Below are 15,274 nucleotides of genomic sequence, written 5' to 3'. Positions count from 1 at the left end.
GGCTACGATCGCGGCATGTTCAACCTCGACCAGGACATCCCGGAGCCGCTGCGTCCGCTGGCGTGGCTCATCGGCCGCTGGGAGGGGGCCGGCGTCGTCGGGTACCCGACGATCGAGTCGGCCCACTTCGGCCAGGAGGTCGAGGTGACGCACGACGGCCGCAGCTTCCTCAAGTGGGAGAGCCGTGCCTGGATCCTCGACTCGGACAGTGGCGAGAAGATCCGTCCGGCGGCCGTCGAGTCGGGCTTCTGGCGGCCACTCGAGAACGGCGAGGTCGAGCTGCTCCTTGTCCACCCGACCGGCATCCTCGAGCTCTACTACGGCACGATGGAGCCCGCTCGCATCCAGCTCAAGACCGACAGCGTGCTTCGTGCTCCCGGAGCCAAGGAGTACAACGCGGCGACTCGGATGTACGGCCTCGTCGAGAGCCAGCTGATGTGGGTGATGGACATGGCCGCCGTCGGCCAGGAGCTTCAGAGCCACGTGTCCGCCACGCTCAAGAAGGTGGAATGACCCCCGCACCCCGAGCGTTGGCCCGGACATGAGTGACGTGCACGTGTCCGCAGCCGCTGGCGGAGCATCGGCCGGCGAGTCGGTCGAGGTCGTGACGGTGGCGCCGCGCAGTCCGCTGCTCGGGCGGACCGGCGCTGTCGCGGGGGACGGGGTCGAGAGTGTCGTCGCCCTGCACTACGGCGACCCGATGCGCGAGCAGCGACTCCTCGAGGAGGGGCTCGCGGTGGTCGACCTGTCGCACCGCGATGTCATCACGGTCACCGGCCCGGACCGGCTCAGCTGGCTGCACTCGCTCACCACCCAGCAGCTGATCGACCTTCAGCCGCGCGAGTCGCGAGAGGCTCTGATCCTCACGCCGAAGGGCCACGTCGAGCACTCGCTGCACGTCGTGGACGACGGCGAGACGACCTGGATCACGACAGAGCCCGGTGCCGGCCCCGCCCTCGCCGCCTGGCTGGACAAGATGCGCTTCATGCTGCGCGTCGAGGTCGCACTCGTCACCGACGAGTGGGCGGTGCTGGGCGAGCCGCACGCGAGCGAGTCGGCCCCCGGTGAGCCGCTCGCCTGGCGCGACCCGTGGCCCGACCTCGTTGGCGACACGACGGCATACGGCGTCGTCGACGGCCACCCAGGGAGCGAGCGCGCCTGGCGCGAGATCATTGTCCCGCGCTCGGATCTCCTTGAGGCAGTGGGGGATCGACCGCTCGCTGGTATCTGGGCCGCCGAGGCCCTGCGCATCGCCGCCTGGCGACCGCGACTCGGTCTCGAGACCGACCACCGCACGATCGTCCACGAGCTCGACTGGCTCCGCACGGCCGTGCACCTGCACAAGGGGTGCTACCGCGGCCAGGAGACCGTCGCCCGCGTGCACAACCTCGGCCGCCCGCCACGTCGGCTCGTCTTCCTGCACGTCGACGGCTCTGGCCACGTGCTGCCGGCGCGCGGCAGCGAGGTGTATGCCGGAGACCGCGTCGTCGGCCACCTGACCTCCGTGGGTCGGCACCACACCGACGGCCCGATCGCGCTCGCGGTGATCAAGCGCAACACCGACCCAGACCTCGAGCTTCTCGTCGACGGACTCAGCGCGGCGCAGACCGTCATCGTCCCAGCCGACCCACCCGTCGCTGCACGCCGCGTTCGCCCCTGACCTCAGAACGCACCTCAGCCCGACGCACCCACCCACCCCGTCGAGTGGGCGCTGCGTCGCAACAGCACCAGCCGTCATGTGGCGGAAGGGACCAAGCGCTCACCCGACCCTGGGTGGGGTGAGCGATCAGCGGGAGCGGCGGTCCTTCACCGCGAGCATCTCGCGGGCCTCGGTCGTCGACATCGCCGGCCGCTGCATGATCGACGCCAGCTCGGCAGCGCGGGACACGAGCTCGCTGTTGTGCTCGACAGGCCGGCCCTTGGCATACATCAGGTTGTCCTCCATGCCGACGCGCAGGTGACCACCGGCGGAGAGTGCAGCCGCGACGATCGGCAGGTGCGCGCGGCCGATGCCGGTCGCCGACCAGCTCGTCACCTCGGGCGGAAGCATGGCGACGCCTGCCATGAGCGCCTGGGGTGTGCCGGGCATAGAACCCGGGACGCCGGTGACGAAGTCGACGTGGACCTTGCCGCCATAGGGCAGCCCGCACTCGTCGATGAGCCGCCGCAGCGCGTGCACGTGCCCGAGCTCGAACAGCTCGAACTCGGGGACGACCTCGCGCTCCTGGGCCTGCTTGTAGAGGTCGACCATGAAGCCCCACGGGTTGAGGAAGACGCCGTCCCCGAAGTTCGTCGTGCCGCACGTCAGCGAGCAGGAGTCGGGATCGGCCTCGAGAACCGTCAGGCGCTGTTCGAGGGGGTCCGTGATCGAGCCGCCGGCTGACAGCTGGACGACGAGGTCGGTCGCCTCCCGCACCCCGGCGACGGCCTCCTTGAGGAACACCTGGTCGAGGGTCGGCTGGTGGTCCCGGTCGCGCACGTGGATGTGGATCAGCGCGGCGCCGACCCGCTCGCAGGCCACCGCGGTCTCGACGAGCTCTTCAGGCGTGGTCGGCAGAGCCGGAAAGTCGGCCTTGGCGGTCTCGGCCCCGGTCGGGGCGATCGTGATCATCGTGCTCGCGGCGCTGCGTGCGTTGCTCATGCGGCACATCCTGCCAGTGGCCGCGTCTTGCTCCAGAACCCCCTCGTATGCCGCCTCGGGGTGGGTCGGTCTGCCCTGGTCGAGTGGGCGCTTGGTCCCATCCGTCACGTGACGGGTGGGGCTCCTGGGGCGGGGCGCCCACTCGACGAAGATGGGTGGGTCGGTCTGCCCTGGTCGAGTGGGCGCTTGGTCCCACCCGTCACGTGGACGGGTGGGGCTCGTGGGGCGGGGCGCCCACTCGACGAAGATGGGTGGGTCGGTCTGCCCTGGTCGAGTGGGCGCTTGGTCCCATCCGTCACGTGACGCGTGGCGCTCCTGGGGCGGAGCGCCCACTCGACGAAGATGGGTGGGTCGGTTTGGCCCTGGTCGAGTGGGCGCTTGGTCCCATCCGTCACGTGACGGGTGGGGCTCGTGGGGCGGGGCGCCCACTCGACGAAGATGGGTGCGTCTGCCGTGGTCGAGTGGGCGCTTGGTCCCACCCGTCACGTGGACGGGTGGGGCTCGTGGGGCGGGGTGCCCACTCGACGCGGGGGGGTGTGTGGTTCGAATCACGCTGCCCAGAGTTTGCATTCTGCTTGCTCCAGTTAGCACAATGGAGACATGAGCAAGCTTCCGCTACCCGACCTCGGGGCGTACCTGCGCGAACAGCGCGAGAACGCCCAGCTGTCGCTGCGTCAGCTTGCCGACCTCGCCGGCATCTCGAACCCGTACCTGTCGCAGATCGAGCGAGGCCTGAAGCGGCCGAGCGCCGAGATCCTGCAGCAGATCGCCAAGGGTCTCAAGGTGTCGGCCGAGTCCCTCTACGTCCGCGCCGGTTTCCTCGACGAGCGGGTCCTCAACGATGACCCGGCCGCCGCGCGTGACGTCCTCGCTGCCATCGCCGCCGATCCGGTGCTGACCGAGCGCCAGCGTGGGGTGCTCGTCGAGATCTACCTGTCCTTCGTCGGCGAGCACGCGCCGGCACCCCAGACCCCCCAGCGCGCCGAGGCCGCCATGGCCACCGACGCGATCGCGCCCATCGGGCACACCGGTGCCACCGAGTCGAGCTCAGGCCGAGCCCGTCGGGCGCTCAGGTCGCTCCGCGACACCGCGGCGACCCCCACCGATGTCAATGAGAAGGAGAACTGAGATGGCTCTCAGCAAGAAGATCACCGAGGCGGTCAAGGACGCCCAGAAGCAGGCCGAGGCCACCGCGGCCGACGTCCGCGCCCAGTTCGACCGTCAGTTCGACGGCAAGCTGCCCGAGGTGCACGTCGACCCGACTCCGTTCTACGCCGTCGTCGGCGCTGCCGAGGTCGCCCTCGACACCGTCAAGGCGGCCGGGGAGCAGCTCGAGGCGGCGCGCAAGCAGGCGCAGGGCCTCGACCTGCGCGCCGGTGCCAAGAAGGAGGCGGACGTGCTGCAGAAGGACCTCATGCAGCGCATCGCCGACCTCCAGGGACGCACGGCCGAGCTGCAGAAGCTCGCTGCGAAGTATGCCGAGCGGTTCTTCGCCGAGGCGCAGGAGCTCCCGGCGCACGTCCTCAACCAAGGACTCGTCCTGGCGAGCAACGCCAAGGACCAGTACGACGCCGCTGCCGTGCGCGGTGAGAAGGTCGTGACCGACCTTCGCGCCCAGGGCGAGAAGGCCGCCTTCGAGGCGGTCGAGCGCAGCAACGCGCTCGTGGCTCGGGGCCGCCGCGTGGCCAAGACCGCCGCCACCGAGGGGACCAAGGTCGCCAAGGGTGTGGTCGGGGCTGTCTCCGACGACGCGAAGCAGGTCAGCGACCAGGTCGCCGAGTCGACCGCCGCCGTCGAGGCCGCTGCCGCTCCGGTGCCGGTCAAGCGGACTGCCGCGCACGAGAAGGCTGTTCGCTCGTCTGCCGCCAAGAAGTCGGCCGCGACCCGCAAGGCCAACGAGGCGGAGGCCACCGCGACGCGCAAGACCGCGGCGCGCACCTCTGCCGCGAAGAAGGCTCCGGCCAAGAAGGCTCCGGCCAAGAAGGCCGCCGCCAAGAAGGCCGATGCCTGACGATCGCCGCAGGACGCAGCGGGCCGCCATCCCATTTCCGGGGTGGCGGCCCGTTCGCTTACCCGACGGCACCGCGCCCGACAGGGTGACCCCGTCCTCCGGCATACTGCGGGACGTGTCAGAGCAGCCGCAGTCCTCGCCCTCAGCACCGAGCCCGTCCACGCCCGCCCAGCACGAACGAGTGTCCCCGGCACTGGTGGATGCTCCGGTCATCGCCCACGTCGTGCGGGCCGGCTTCGTCGAGTCGGTGCACCACGGCACGGCGGTCGTCACGAACCCCGACGGGAGCATCGACCTCCAGGTCGGCGACGCCACGGGACCGGTGTTCCCACGGTCGTCGAGCAAGCCGCTGCAGGCGCTCGCCATGGTGCGCCACGGCCTCGACACCGACGGACGGCTCCTGTCGCTCGCGTGCTCGAGCCACTCCGGCGAGGCCTTCCACCAGGAGGCCGCCCGAGAGATCCTCTCCCGCGCGGGCCTCACCGAGGCCGACCTGCAGAACACGCCTGACTATCCCTACGACGAGTCCGCCAAGATCGCCTGGATCGCCGAGGGTCGGCCGAAGCAGGCCATCGCCCAGAACTGCTCCGGCAAGCACGCCTCGATGCTGGCCACGTGCGTCATCAACGGCTGGGACCTGGCGACGTACCGGGCGGTCGACCATCCGCTCCAGGTCGCGGTCGGCGAGACGATCCGCGAGCTCACCGGGGCCGACCTCAGCGCAGTCGCCGTCGATGGCTGCGGTGCCCCGATCCACGCCATCCCGCTCGCTTCGCTGGCGCACGCGTTCGGTCAGATCGCCGCAGCCACCGAGGGGCCGGAGGCCAAGATCGCCAAGGCGATTCGCGACTTCCCCGAGTACCTCGGCGGCACCAACCGCGACGTCACGACACTGATCCGTGGCGTCGACGGGCTCATCGCGAAGGACGGCGCCGAAGCCGTGTATGCCGTCGGGCTGGCTGACGGTCGCGGCGTGGCGGTCAAGGTCGCGGACGGCTCGTCGCGGGCCCGGACCGTGCTCCTCGCCGCGGTGCTGCGCCGGATCGGCGTCACCGACGAGGAGGCGCTCGCGGCGCTGGAGCTGCAACCGGTCCTCGGCCACGGCCAGCCGGTCGGCGCCGTCGTCGCCGTCGGCGTCTGAGGGCGAGGGCCGTGCGCGCGGTCCTGCAGCGCGTCACCTCGGCGCGGGTCGAGGTCGACGGCGAGGTGGTCGGGTCCATCGACCGTCCCGGCCTGCTCGCTCTCGTCGGGGTCACCCACGACGACGGCGCCGACCAGGTCGAGCGGATGGCGCGCAAGATCGCCGAGCTGCGGATCCTGCGCGACGAGCAGAGCGTGGCCGACATCGGGGCGCCCGTCCTCGTCGTCAGCCAGTTCACCCTGCACGCCGACACCCGCAAGGGACGACGGCCGTCCTGGAGTGCGGCGGCCCCCGGGCCGGTGGCGGAGCCGATGATCTCCCGCCTCGTGGAGGCTCTCCAGGCCCGTGGTGTCGAGGTCGCGCAGGGCCGTTTCGGGGCAATGATGCAGGTCTCCCTCGTCAACGACGGACCGTTCACGCTGGTCGTCGACGTCTGACCCGCGTGGTCCGAGAAGTCTGGGAGGACGCTGGGAGCGCGTTCTGTCGGATCGGCGAGTTACCCTTCCATCATGCAGCTGTACTACGGCTTCCAGAACGTCGTGCTCCTCGCGCTCGGCGTCGTCGCGTTCGCCTGCGAGGTCTTCGCGTTCGTCGATGCCGTGCGCCAGCCCGAGGGGGCCTACGTCGCTGCGAGCAAGCGCACGCGAAAGTTCTGGCTCATCCTGCTGGGTGTGGCCCTCCTGCTCGGTTTCGTCACCTTCTTCAACCCGCTGAGCCTGTTCGGCCTGCTCGCCTTCGTCGGGGCGGCCGTCTACCTCGCCGACGTGCGCCCTGCGCTGCGTCAGGTGCGTGGCCTGGGTGGGAGGTCCAACAGCGGCTGGTGACCGTCACGACATCTGGCGAACCCTAGTCGGCACGAGCACCGTGCCGCGTACGGCACACTGGTGCACTCACAACCGATTGGAGAACCATGTCCGACCAGCAGCCTGCTGCTGTCGTCGACCACGAGCTCGACGCCCACCAGCACGCCCGAGTCACCGCTCCGAGGCACACCGCCGACGAGTACGACCTGGGCAACCGCAACCCGACCAAGGACATCTTCGTCGCCGAGCGCCCGTGGGGTCAGTTCCAGCAGTTCGTGTCCAACGAGCAGGTGACCGTGAAGATCATCACGGTCCAGCCCGGGCATCGGCTCTCGCTCCAGCGCCACGACCACCGCGGTGAGATGTGGCAGGTGCTCGACGTGCCGATCGACGTCACCGTCGACGACCGTTCGTGGTGCGCCCAGCGGGGGGAGACCGTCTGGGTCCCTCGCGGGTCGACCCACCGGATGGGCAACTCCGGCGACCAGCCCGGCCGCCTCCTCGAGGTCGGCTTCGGCCACTTCGACGAGGCCGACATCGAGCGCCTTCAGGACGACTACGCCCGCTGAGCCCCTGGCTCCAGGCACCCGCTTTCACGTATGCCGCCGGCCCCGCCCGGCGGCATACGTGCGTCTCGGGGTGGTCGCGTGAGTCGACGGAGCGCCCTCGTGGCGGATCCGAGCGCTCGCGGCCTCACCCTGCGTGCGGGTGGGGCCGGTCAGCCTGCCTGCCAGCGGCGAGCCCGCAACGGCAGCTCCGCCCAGACGACCTTGCCGCCTGGCACCGCGCTGTAGCCCCATCGCTCGGACAGGGCCTCGATGATCGCGACGCCACGGCCGCTGGTGGCGTCGGTCGGGGCCGAGCGTCGCTCCAGCGCGATGTCGGTCGCGTCCTCGACGCCGATCCGCAGGCCCTGCCCGCGGCGGTCGAGGACGGCCCGGAAGGGTGACATCGCGTGGCTCAGCGCGTTGGTCGCCAGCTCGGAGATGATGAGCGCGGCGTCCCCCGTCAGGTCATCGTTGCCCCAGGACCGCAGGACGTCGACGACGAAGTGTCGTGCGGCCGGCACCGACTCCGGTATCGGCAGGTAGATGCGGGAGCAGGCGTGGCCGACGGCGAGCTCCGCGGCTGACGGGTCGGCCGGGGTCGATGGCGGCATGACGTCGGTGTGCAGCTCGCAGACCCGGCGGACGTCGACGAGGGTGGCGTGGTCGAACACCCCGGTGGGGTAGGCGCACAGGAGCGAGAAGTCGTGGTCGTGCATGAGCCGGTTCCACTGCATCTCGAGCTCGATGGCGTCGTCGACCGCGCCGAGCTGCCACATCAGGGCGACCATCTCGCCGAAGGCGCGGATCGCGGCCCCGGTCGCGGCGGCCTCCTGGAGCATCGCGCCGACGACGACGTGGAACCGCTCCACGTCGAACGAACCGTCGGTGAGCAGGCTGCGCAGGGTCGTCTCGGCGTCGTACGGAAGGTAGAGCTTCTGTTCGAGCCGGGCCGCGGGGTCGTGCCCGAGGTCCCGAAGCCGCGCCTCGATGGCTGCCCGATGCGTTCGCGTAGCCACGACGATGACGCACTCGCCGACCGCCCACCCCTGCGCAACATAGTGCGCGACGGAGTCGACACCCTCCGTGTCGAGCGCGTAGAAGCTCACCGCATGACCTCGCCCCCACGCGGTCATGTCGCTCTGCGACATGTGCCTCATGGTACGCCGGGGGTGTAGCGCGATGGTGTCCCGGTTCCTGTGAGATTTCGGGGAGTGCCGGCCCTCCAGAATGCCCACAGACCCGGGCGAACCCGGTCAGGACAAAGCCCGAGCTCAGGGCCGCGGCGCCACCGCGGACCAGGCCACGGTGACCTCGCCGAGGCGCCAACGTGAGGCTCCGCCGAGCACCGGCCAGCGGTCGCGCACCTGCTCGACCGCGGCCAGGAACCGCTGTCGGGCGCCCCACGACGCATGCGCTGCGCTGCGCTCCCAGGCCCGGTCGAGGTCGCCGAGGAACTCATGGATCGGCTCGCCGGGGACGTTGCGGTGGATGAGGACCTTGGGCAGCCGCTCCGCCACGTCCGACGGGCGCCCGAGCCCGCCCATGCGCAGCGAGACCGTCAGGCTCAGCGGCCCGTCCGCGTCGACCGCGACCCACGTCGCCCGGCGGCCGATCTCATCGCACGTGCCGTCGACGAGCAACCCGTCCGGTGCGAGGCGCTCGCGCACTCGCGCCCAGGCGCCCGCAACGTCCTCCTCGGCATACTGCCGGAGCACGTTGAAGGCGCGCACGACCGTCGGTCGCTCACCGTCGTCGAGCGGCACCTCGAAGCCGCCGAGGCGGAAGGTCAGTCCCTCGCGCTCGAGCGGCCTGGCCGCCGCCACTCTCGCAGGGTCGATCTCTATGCCCACGACCCGGACGTCCGGCCGGACGGTGCGCAACCGGTCGTGCAGCTCGACGGCCGTGATGGGCGAGGCGCCGTATCCGAGGTCGACGACGACCGGCGGCGACGATGCTCCGAGCAGGCGCCAGCGCTCGGGGCCGGCAAGCCACCGGTCGCACCGACGCAACCGGTTCGGGTTGGTCGTGCCGCGCGTGATCGTCCCGACGGGGCGTGAGCGGCCAGCCACCTGAGCAGCGTAGACGCCGCCGCCGCGGAATACTTCGAAGGATCGCGGCCGTTGGCCACGTACAGGACTGGAATGGGAAGGAACGTGATGTCGGGCGACCCGAAGCGCGTGGCGATGATCAGTGTTCACACCTCTCCGCTCGAGCTGCCGGGCACCGGCGATGCGGGCGGGATGAACGTGTACGTCGCAGAGACCGCCAAGGAGCTCGCCGCCCGCGGTATCGAGGTCGACATCTTCACCCGCCGCACGACCAGCGCGACCCCCGTCGAGGTCGACCTCGTCCCTGGTGTCCGGGTCAGGCATGTCACGGCCGGACCGTACGAGGGGCTCTCGAAGCTCGACCTGCCGGGCCAGCTGTGCGCCTTCTCGGCGGGCATCATGCAGGCCGGTCTGTCCGTGCCCGAGGACCACTACGACCTCGTCCACTCGCACTACTGGCTCTCCGGCCAGGTCGGCTGGCTCGCGGCCGACCGGTGGCGCGTCGCCCTCGTCCACACCATGCACACGATGGCCAGGGTCAAGAACCTCCATCTGGCCGACGGGGACACCCCCGAGCCCCGCGGCCGGGAGATCGGCGAGGCCCAGGTCGTCGAGGCGGCCGACCGCCTCGTCGCGAACACCGACGGTGAGGCGCGCGAGCTCATCGAGCTGTATGCCGCCCCGCCCGAGAAGGTGTCCGTCGTCCCTCCCGGTGTCGACCTGACGACGTTCACCCCGGGCGACCGGGTCGCCGCTCGCCGCGAGCTCGGGCTCGACGTCGAGGGCGAGCTGCTGCTGTTCGTCGGACGCATCCAGCCGCTCAAGGCGCCCGATGTCCTGCTCCGCGCGACTCACGAGCTGATCCGGCGCGACCCGACCCGCCGGCGGACTCTCACCGTCGCGGTGGTCGGCGGGCCGAGCGGCAGCGGGCTGACCCGCCCGCACGAGCTCGAGGATCTCGCCGCGTCCCTCGGCATCGCCGAGCTCGTCCGGTTCGTCAAGCCGGTCGAGCGACCGGTCCTGGCGCAGTGGTACCGCGCGGCCGACCTTGTCGTCGTCCCGAGCTACTCCGAGTCGTTCGGGCTCGTCGCCATCGAGGCCCAGGCCTGCGGCACGCCGGTCATCGCCGCCGACGTCGGCGGGCTGCCCACCGCGGTGGGCGATGCCGGGATGCTCGTGGACGGGCACGACACGGCGCAGTGGGCCGATGCGGCCGAAGCGCTGCTGCGTGACCCGCAGCGACGAGAGGCCATGGCGCGCAAGGGAGTCGAGCATGCGCGACAGTTCGGCTGGTCCGCGACGACGGATCGGCTGCTCGAGGTCTACCGGCAGGCCCTCGCCGGCCGGCAGTACGCTCGCAACGAGTCGCCCATCGACGAGGGCCAGAAGCTCGTCGGCGTGCCGAAGGCGGTGATCCCGTGACGAGGCCCGACACCGATGCGATGACCGGAGGACAGCCGGAGACGCAGACCGAGGCGCAGGCGGCCGCGGAAGCCCGCCTGACGGCATACCTCGGCTCGGTGGGACTCGAGTGGGAGCTCGGCGGCCGGCCGGGGGAGTACGTCGTGACGCTGCCCGGGGAGAAGAAGCTCAAGACGGTCGTGTCGCTCCTCGTGCGCGACCGGACGACGAGCCTGAGCGCGTTCGTGATCCGCAACCCCGACGAGAACCACGAGATCTTCTACCGCGCGCTGCTGCGCAAGAACCTGCGGCTGCAGGGCGTCGCGTATGCCATCGACAACGACGGTGACGTCTACCTCCGGGGCGAGGTGCCGACCGCCGCGCTCGACGGCGACCAGCTCGACCAGATCTTCGGTGTCGTCCTGGCGGCCAGCGACGAGACCTTCAACGAGCTGCTCGCGCTGGGCTTTCTCGAGTCGATGAAGAAGGAGTGGGCCTGGCGGATCTCCCGAGGCGAGTCGACCCGCAACCTCGAGGCGTTCCGTCACCTTCTGGACGACGAGGCCGGCACGTAGAGGCGCGTCGCTAGGCTGACGCGCATGACCTACACGCTCGTCCTCCTCCGCCACGGCGAAAGCGACTGGAACGCCAAGAACCTCTTCACCGGCTGGGTCGACGTCGACCTCACCGACAAGGGCCGCGAAGAGGGCGTGCGCGCCGGGGAGCAGCTCAAGGACGCCGGCATCCTGCCCGACATCGTGCACACGTCCGTGCTGCGCCGCGCCATCACGACGGCCAACGTGGCACTCGACGTGGCCGACCGTCACTGGATCCCGGTCAAGCGCGACTGGCGCCTCAACGAGCGCCACTACGGCGCGCTCCAGGGCAAGAACAAGAAGCAGACGCTGGAGGAGTACGGCGAGGAGCAGTTCATGCTCTGGCGCCGGTCGTACGACGTGCCGCCGCCGCCGATCGACGCGGCCGACGAGTTCGCCCAGACCGACGACCCGAGGTATGCCGGGCTCGGCGACGCGATGCCCGCCACCGAGTGCCTGAAGGACGTCGTGGCGCGGCTGATGCCCTACTGGGAGAACGCGATCCAGAACGACCTGGCCGACGGGCTCACGGTCCTGGTCGCCGCGCACGGCAACTCGCTGCGCGCCCTGGTCAAGACGCTCGACGACATCTCCGACGACGACATCGCCGCGCTCAACATCCCCACCGGTATGCCGCTGGTCTACGAGCTCGACGACCAGTTCCGTCCGCTCACGCGGGGTGGCCGGTACCTCGACCCCGAGGCTGCCCGCGCCGCCGCCGAGGCGGTCGCCAACCAGGGCCGCTGAGCGGCCCTCCAGACCGAAGCCGAGTGGTCACTCCCGTGCGCGCCTTGGTGCGTGCCGAGAGTGGCCACTCGCGTGGTCCCGCTGGCGTCAGCTGACGTCGCTCTCGAGGCGGGCGACGGCCTCGGCGTCCTCCTCGTCCTCGTGGTCGACCGACTGGTCGTACTCACCGGTGACGAGGTAGATGACCCGGCGCGCGACGGACACGGCGTGGTCGGCGAAGCGCTCGTAGTAGCGCCCGACGAGCGTCAGGTCGAGGATCGAGCTGCGCGTCCAGGTGGTGTCCTCGTCGAGGAGCTTCGCAAAGAGCTGCCGATGCAGCTCGTCCATCTGGTCGTCGTCCTTCTCGAGGGCGATGGCCGCAGCGACGTCCTTGCTCGCGATGATCGAGCCGCACTTGGCCACGATCGACTCGGCGACCTGCCCCATCTGCAGGATGTGGGAGCGCAGCTCCGGCGGCACCGCCGAGTCGGGCGTGCGCAGCCGCGCCACCTTCGCGACGTGGCGGGCCAGGTCACCCATCCGCTCGAGGTCTGAGCTCATGTGCATCGCCGTGACGACGATGCGCAGGTCGGTGGCCACGGGCTGCTGGCGGGCGAGCAGGTCGATCGACAGGTTGTCCAGCTCGATCCGAATGTCGTCGAGCTTGCGGTCGGCTTCGATGACGGACTCGGCGAGGTGGACGTCCGCGTCAAGGAGTGCGGTCGTGGCGCGGGCGATGGCGGACCCGGCAAGCCGGGTCAGCTCGACGAGCTGGTCCGAGATCTTGTCTAGGTCCTCGTGGAACTGGTCGCGCATGGTCTTCCTGTCGGTAGCCGGTCTCACGAGACTTCGCGTCTCGTGCGGGTGTGATCAGCCTGCCACCACCCTGCCGTCGGGCGCACCGGGCAGCAGGGGGATGCGCAGGGCGTCGCGGCCCATCGTGCAGAGGTTGGCACCGGAGCGTGAATGGGCGGGGGCCGGGAGGTGAACAGTGGGTTCGCCCCGCGCACGCGTCACGGCTGCGTGGTCGGAGCCTGTCACAGGCCTGCGTACGCTGAGTGTCGTGGACCCGACGACCGCGGCAACGCTCGGTGGCATCGCCGGCCTCGCCCTGGGCGGCCTGGCGATGGTTGCCGTGCGCCTGTCGGACCGGTCCACCGCAGCCGAGCAGGCCAAGGCTCCGGCGCCGCCGCTGCCGCCCGGCGTCGGTGAGGTGATCGCCGTGCTGCGTTCGAGTGGCATCCTCATCGACGCGTCCGACCGGGTCGTGAACAACTCGCCGGCTGCCGTGGCCCACGGGTTGGTGCGCGGCCAGGAGCTGGTCCACCCCGAGCTGGTCAACCTCGCGCGGCAGGTGCGGCGCGACGGTGTGATCCGCGAGGCCGAGCTGGAGCTCAAGAAGGGCATCGGCGACGGGCGACTCGTCGTCGCCGCGCGCGTGGCCCCGCTCGGCGCGCACCACGTGCTGCTCCTCGTCGAGGACCGCTCCAAGGCCGCGCGGGTGGAGGAGATCCGTCGCGACTTCCTCGCCAACGTCAGCCACGAGCTGAAGACCCCCGTCGGCGGCATCTCGCTGCTCGCCGAGGCGGTGCTCGACGCTCACGACGACCCCGAGGCCGTGGCCCGCTTCGCCCGGCGCATCAGCGTGGAGTCGGCGCGGCTGACCCGCCTCGTCAAGGAGATCGTCGAGCTCTCGCGGCTGCAGGGCGCCGACGTCATCAAGGAGCCGACGCTCATCGACGTCGCCGCCTGCGCGCAGGACGCGGCCGAGCGGAGCCGGCTGCTGGCCGAGGAGGCCCGGATCGAGCTGGTCACCTCGTTCGCCGAGGGCTGTCAGGTGTGGGGTGATGCCGAGCTCGTGACGACCGCGATCAGCAACCTCGTCGGCAACGCCATCGCCTACTCCGAGTCGCACACGCGCGTCAGCGTCACGGTGCGCCGCGTCCGCGGCGGCATCGTCGACATCTCCGTCACCGACCAGGGTCTGGGCATCGCGCCGGAGGAGCAGCAACGCATCTTCGAGCGGTTCTACCGCGTCGACACCGCCCGCTCTCGAGCGACCGGGGGCACGGGTCTCGGCCTCGCGATCGTCAAGCACGTCGCGGACAACCACGGCGGCAACGTCTCCGTGTGGTCCGAGCCTGGACGCGGGTCGACGTTCACGATCGAGCTGCCGGCGGCGACGCCGGCCTCGGTCCCGGCGACGCCGGAGTCGCCGGAGCGAGCCGCCATGGACAGTGCAGAGGCGAGCGGCGCCGAGATCGCGCCACGCGAGGCTGGGTCCCGAGAGCCGGGGCCGCAGTCGACGTGGTCCGGCGAGACGAGCACGCGTGCGCCCTCGCCTCGCGAGTCCCCGGCTCGCGGCGCCGGCCAGCAACCTTCCGACGCGTCACCACCCGTCCCGGCCTGACCGGCGGGGCCCGAGCTTGTCAGCCGCCGAACGTCCTGAACACCCGCCCCGAACAACCCACCACCCTGAGCAACCACTCCTGAGCAACCCGCCCTGAGCAACCCACCCTGAGCAACCCACCCTGAGCAACCCACCCTGAGCAACCCACCCCTGAACCATCGCCGCACTGCCGCCTGAGCCCCGAGAGGTCAGCCTTGAGTCGCATTCTCATCGTCGAGGACGAGGTGTCGTTCTCCGACCCCCTGTCCTACCTCCTCAAGAAGGAGGGATACGACGTCGCCATCGCCGAGACCGGCCCCGACGGCCTCGCCGAGTTCGACAAGAACGGCGCCGACCTCGTCCTGCTCGACCTCATGCTCCCGGGCCTGTCCGGGGTCGACGTATGCCGTGCACTGCGCCAGCGCTCGTCGGTGCCGGTCATCATGCTGACCGCCAAGGACAGCGAGATCGACAAGGTCGTCGGCCTGGAGATCGGGGCCGACGACTACGTCACCAAGCCCTACTCCAGCCGTGAGCTGCTGGCTCGGGTCAAGGCCGTGCTGCGCCGGCTCAGCGAGCCCGAGGACCTGTTGCCCTCGACGCTCGAGTCCGGTCCCGTCCGGATGGACGTCGAACGCCACACGGTGAGCGTCCAGGGACGTTCCGCCTCGCTGCCGCTCAAGGAGTTCGAGCTGCTCGAGATGCTGCTGCGCAACTCGGGCCGCGTGCTCACCCGGATGCAGCTGATCGACCGCGTGTGGGGCAGCGACTACGTGGGCGACACCAAGACGCTCGACGTCCACATCAAGCGGCTGCGCGCCAAGATCGAGCCCGACCCGGCCAACCCGGTCCACATCGTCACCGTGCGGGGTCTGGGCTACAAGTTCGAGGCGAGCTGACGAGAGCCGCAGCACTGCGCCTCTCGTCAGAGTCTGCGGCGCCCGTCAGAGTCTGCGGGGCTCGTCAGAGG

General features: G+C 70.7%; 17 protein-coding genes. 13 read left to right on the top strand and 4 right to left on the bottom strand.

Going from position 1 to position 15,274, the window contains the following annotated elements; translation table 11 throughout:
* Positions 1-15 precede the first annotated feature (15 nt).
* Both ACWEOW_RS02615 and ygfZ read left to right on the top strand, forming a co-directional pair.
* Positions 16-513: an FABP family protein gene (locus ACWEOW_RS02615; RefSeq protein WP_452267574.1), complete on the top strand. Its 498-nt coding sequence runs from the start codon at positions 16-18 to the stop codon at positions 511-513.
* A 28-nt stretch (positions 514-541) separates the two neighbouring features.
* Positions 542-1,660, top strand: a complete 1,119-nt coding sequence (gene ygfZ, locus ACWEOW_RS02610; RefSeq protein ID WP_452267573.1) for a CAF17-like 4Fe-4S cluster assembly/insertion protein YgfZ — start codon at positions 542-544, stop codon at positions 1,658-1,660.
* Between the two features lie 126 nt (positions 1,661-1,786).
* Here the strand turns inward: ygfZ and ACWEOW_RS02605 are convergent, their stop codons facing one another.
* Positions 1,787-2,641 carry a 3-keto-5-aminohexanoate cleavage protein gene (locus tag ACWEOW_RS02605; RefSeq protein ID WP_452267572.1) on the bottom strand — a complete coding sequence of 285 codons (855 nt, stop codon included), beginning with the start codon at positions 2,639-2,641 and terminating at the stop codon, positions 1,787-1,789.
* 600 nt (positions 2,642-3,241) lie between these two features.
* Here ACWEOW_RS02605 and ACWEOW_RS02600 point away from each other — a divergent pair.
* The 6 genes from ACWEOW_RS02600 (at position 3,242) to ACWEOW_RS02575 (ending at position 7,165) form a co-directional block, all read left to right on the top strand.
* Complete coding sequence (locus tag ACWEOW_RS02600) at positions 3,242-3,769, top strand: helix-turn-helix domain-containing protein (protein WP_452267571.1); 528 nt, start codon at positions 3,242-3,244, stop codon at positions 3,767-3,769.
* A gap of 1 nt (position 3,770) precedes the next feature.
* Positions 3,771-4,652, top strand: a complete 882-nt coding sequence (locus ACWEOW_RS02595) for a hypothetical protein (protein ID WP_452267570.1) — start codon at positions 3,771-3,773, stop codon at positions 4,650-4,652.
* Between the two features lie 115 nt (positions 4,653-4,767).
* Positions 4,768-5,793 carry an asparaginase gene (locus tag ACWEOW_RS02590; RefSeq protein WP_452267569.1) on the top strand — a complete coding sequence of 342 codons (1,026 nt, stop codon included), beginning with the start codon at positions 4,768-4,770 and terminating at the stop codon, positions 5,791-5,793.
* An 11-nt stretch (positions 5,794-5,804) separates the two neighbouring features.
* Positions 5,805-6,230, top strand: coding sequence for a D-aminoacyl-tRNA deacylase (gene dtd / locus ACWEOW_RS02585; RefSeq protein WP_452267568.1), 426 nt, complete (start codon positions 5,805-5,807; stop codon positions 6,228-6,230).
* 72 nt (positions 6,231-6,302) lie between these two features.
* Entirely contained in the window at positions 6,303-6,617 is a 315-nt protein-coding gene (locus ACWEOW_RS02580) for a DUF2516 family protein (protein WP_452267567.1), read from the top strand.
* Between the two features lie 86 nt (positions 6,618-6,703).
* Entirely contained in the window at positions 6,704-7,165 is a 462-nt protein-coding gene (locus ACWEOW_RS02575) for a phosphomannose isomerase type II C-terminal cupin domain (protein ID WP_452267566.1), read from the top strand.
* Positions 7,166-7,314: 149 nt separating this feature from the next.
* On the opposite strand, the gene ACWEOW_RS02570 is transcribed toward ACWEOW_RS02575, so the two are convergent.
* Together ACWEOW_RS02570 and ACWEOW_RS02565 are read right to left on the bottom strand one after the other, a co-directional pair.
* Positions 7,315-8,292: an MEDS domain-containing protein gene (locus ACWEOW_RS02570; RefSeq protein WP_452267565.1), complete on the bottom strand. Its 978-nt coding sequence runs from the start codon at positions 8,290-8,292 to the stop codon at positions 7,315-7,317.
* A 123-nt stretch (positions 8,293-8,415) separates the two neighbouring features.
* A complete protein-coding gene (locus ACWEOW_RS02565; RefSeq protein WP_452267564.1) occupies positions 8,416-9,213 on the bottom strand; it encodes a class I SAM-dependent methyltransferase in 798 nt (265 codons plus the stop codon).
* Between the two features lie 72 nt (positions 9,214-9,285).
* Between ACWEOW_RS02565 and mshA the strand changes: the two genes are divergently transcribed.
* The 3 genes from mshA to ACWEOW_RS02550 are packed head-to-tail and all read left to right on the top strand — an operon-like array spanning position 9,286 to position 11,936.
* Positions 9,286-10,614: a D-inositol-3-phosphate glycosyltransferase gene (mshA, locus tag ACWEOW_RS02560; RefSeq protein WP_452267563.1), complete on the top strand. Its 1,329-nt coding sequence runs from the start codon at positions 9,286-9,288 to the stop codon at positions 10,612-10,614.
* Positions 10,615-10,634: 20 nt separating this feature from the next.
* Positions 10,635-11,168: a YbjN domain-containing protein gene (locus ACWEOW_RS02555; protein ID WP_452267613.1), complete on the top strand. Its 534-nt coding sequence runs from the start codon at positions 10,635-10,637 to the stop codon at positions 11,166-11,168.
* A 24-nt stretch (positions 11,169-11,192) separates the two neighbouring features.
* A complete protein-coding gene (locus tag ACWEOW_RS02550; protein WP_452267562.1) occupies positions 11,193-11,936 on the top strand; it encodes a phosphoglyceromutase in 744 nt (247 codons plus the stop codon).
* Positions 11,937-12,023: 87 nt separating this feature from the next.
* Here the strand turns inward: ACWEOW_RS02550 and phoU are convergent, their stop codons facing one another.
* Positions 12,024-12,731, bottom strand: coding sequence for a phosphate signaling complex protein PhoU (gene phoU / locus ACWEOW_RS02545; RefSeq protein WP_452267561.1), 708 nt, complete (start codon positions 12,729-12,731; stop codon positions 12,024-12,026).
* A gap of 247 nt (positions 12,732-12,978) precedes the next feature.
* Between phoU and ACWEOW_RS02540 the strand changes: the two genes are divergently transcribed.
* On the top strand, positions 12,979-14,325 hold the full coding sequence (locus tag ACWEOW_RS02540) for an ATP-binding protein (protein ID WP_452267560.1): 1,347 nt from the start codon (positions 12,979-12,981) through the stop codon (positions 14,323-14,325).
* 194 nt (positions 14,326-14,519) lie between these two features.
* The gene (locus tag ACWEOW_RS02535; protein ID WP_452267559.1) at positions 14,520-15,203 is read left to right on the top strand and encodes a response regulator transcription factor; all 684 of its coding nucleotides are present in this window, start codon (positions 14,520-14,522) and stop codon (positions 15,201-15,203) included.
* The last annotated feature ends 71 nt before the right edge of the window (positions 15,204-15,274 follow it).

The organism is Monashia sp. NPDC004114 (assembly GCF_053603855.1).
This window is presented reverse-complemented; position numbering and strand designations above follow the sequence as displayed.

Bases quoted from the DNA above. Each gene is read 5' to 3' on its own strand.
- ACWEOW_RS02615 (WP_452267574.1), top strand. From the start codon at position 16: ATGTTCAACCTCGACCAGGACATCCCGGAGCCGCTGCGTCCGCTGGCG.
- ygfZ (WP_452267573.1), top strand. From the start codon at position 542: ATGAGTGACGTGCACGTGTCCGCAGCCGCTGGCGGAGCATCGGCCGGC.
- ACWEOW_RS02605 (WP_452267572.1), bottom strand. From the start codon at position 2,641: ATGAGCAACGCACGCAGCGCCGCGAGCACGATGATCACGATCGCCCCG.
- ACWEOW_RS02600 (WP_452267571.1), top strand. From the start codon at position 3,242: ATGAGCAAGCTTCCGCTACCCGACCTCGGGGCGTACCTGCGCGAACAG.
- ACWEOW_RS02595 (WP_452267570.1), top strand. From the start codon at position 3,771: ATGGCTCTCAGCAAGAAGATCACCGAGGCGGTCAAGGACGCCCAGAAG.
- ACWEOW_RS02580 (WP_452267567.1), top strand. From the start codon at position 6,303: ATGCAGCTGTACTACGGCTTCCAGAACGTCGTGCTCCTCGCGCTCGGC.
- ACWEOW_RS02575 (WP_452267566.1), top strand. From the start codon at position 6,704: ATGTCCGACCAGCAGCCTGCTGCTGTCGTCGACCACGAGCTCGACGCC.
- ACWEOW_RS02570 (WP_452267565.1), bottom strand. From the start codon at position 8,292: ATGTCGCAGAGCGACATGACCGCGTGGGGGCGAGGTCATGCGGTGAGC.
- mshA (WP_452267563.1), top strand. From the start codon at position 9,286: ATGGGAAGGAACGTGATGTCGGGCGACCCGAAGCGCGTGGCGATGATC.
- ACWEOW_RS02555 (WP_452267613.1), top strand. From the start codon at position 10,635: ATGACCGGAGGACAGCCGGAGACGCAGACCGAGGCGCAGGCGGCCGCG.
- ACWEOW_RS02550 (WP_452267562.1), top strand. From the start codon at position 11,193: ATGACCTACACGCTCGTCCTCCTCCGCCACGGCGAAAGCGACTGGAAC.
- phoU (WP_452267561.1), bottom strand. From the start codon at position 12,731: ATGCGCGACCAGTTCCACGAGGACCTAGACAAGATCTCGGACCAGCTC.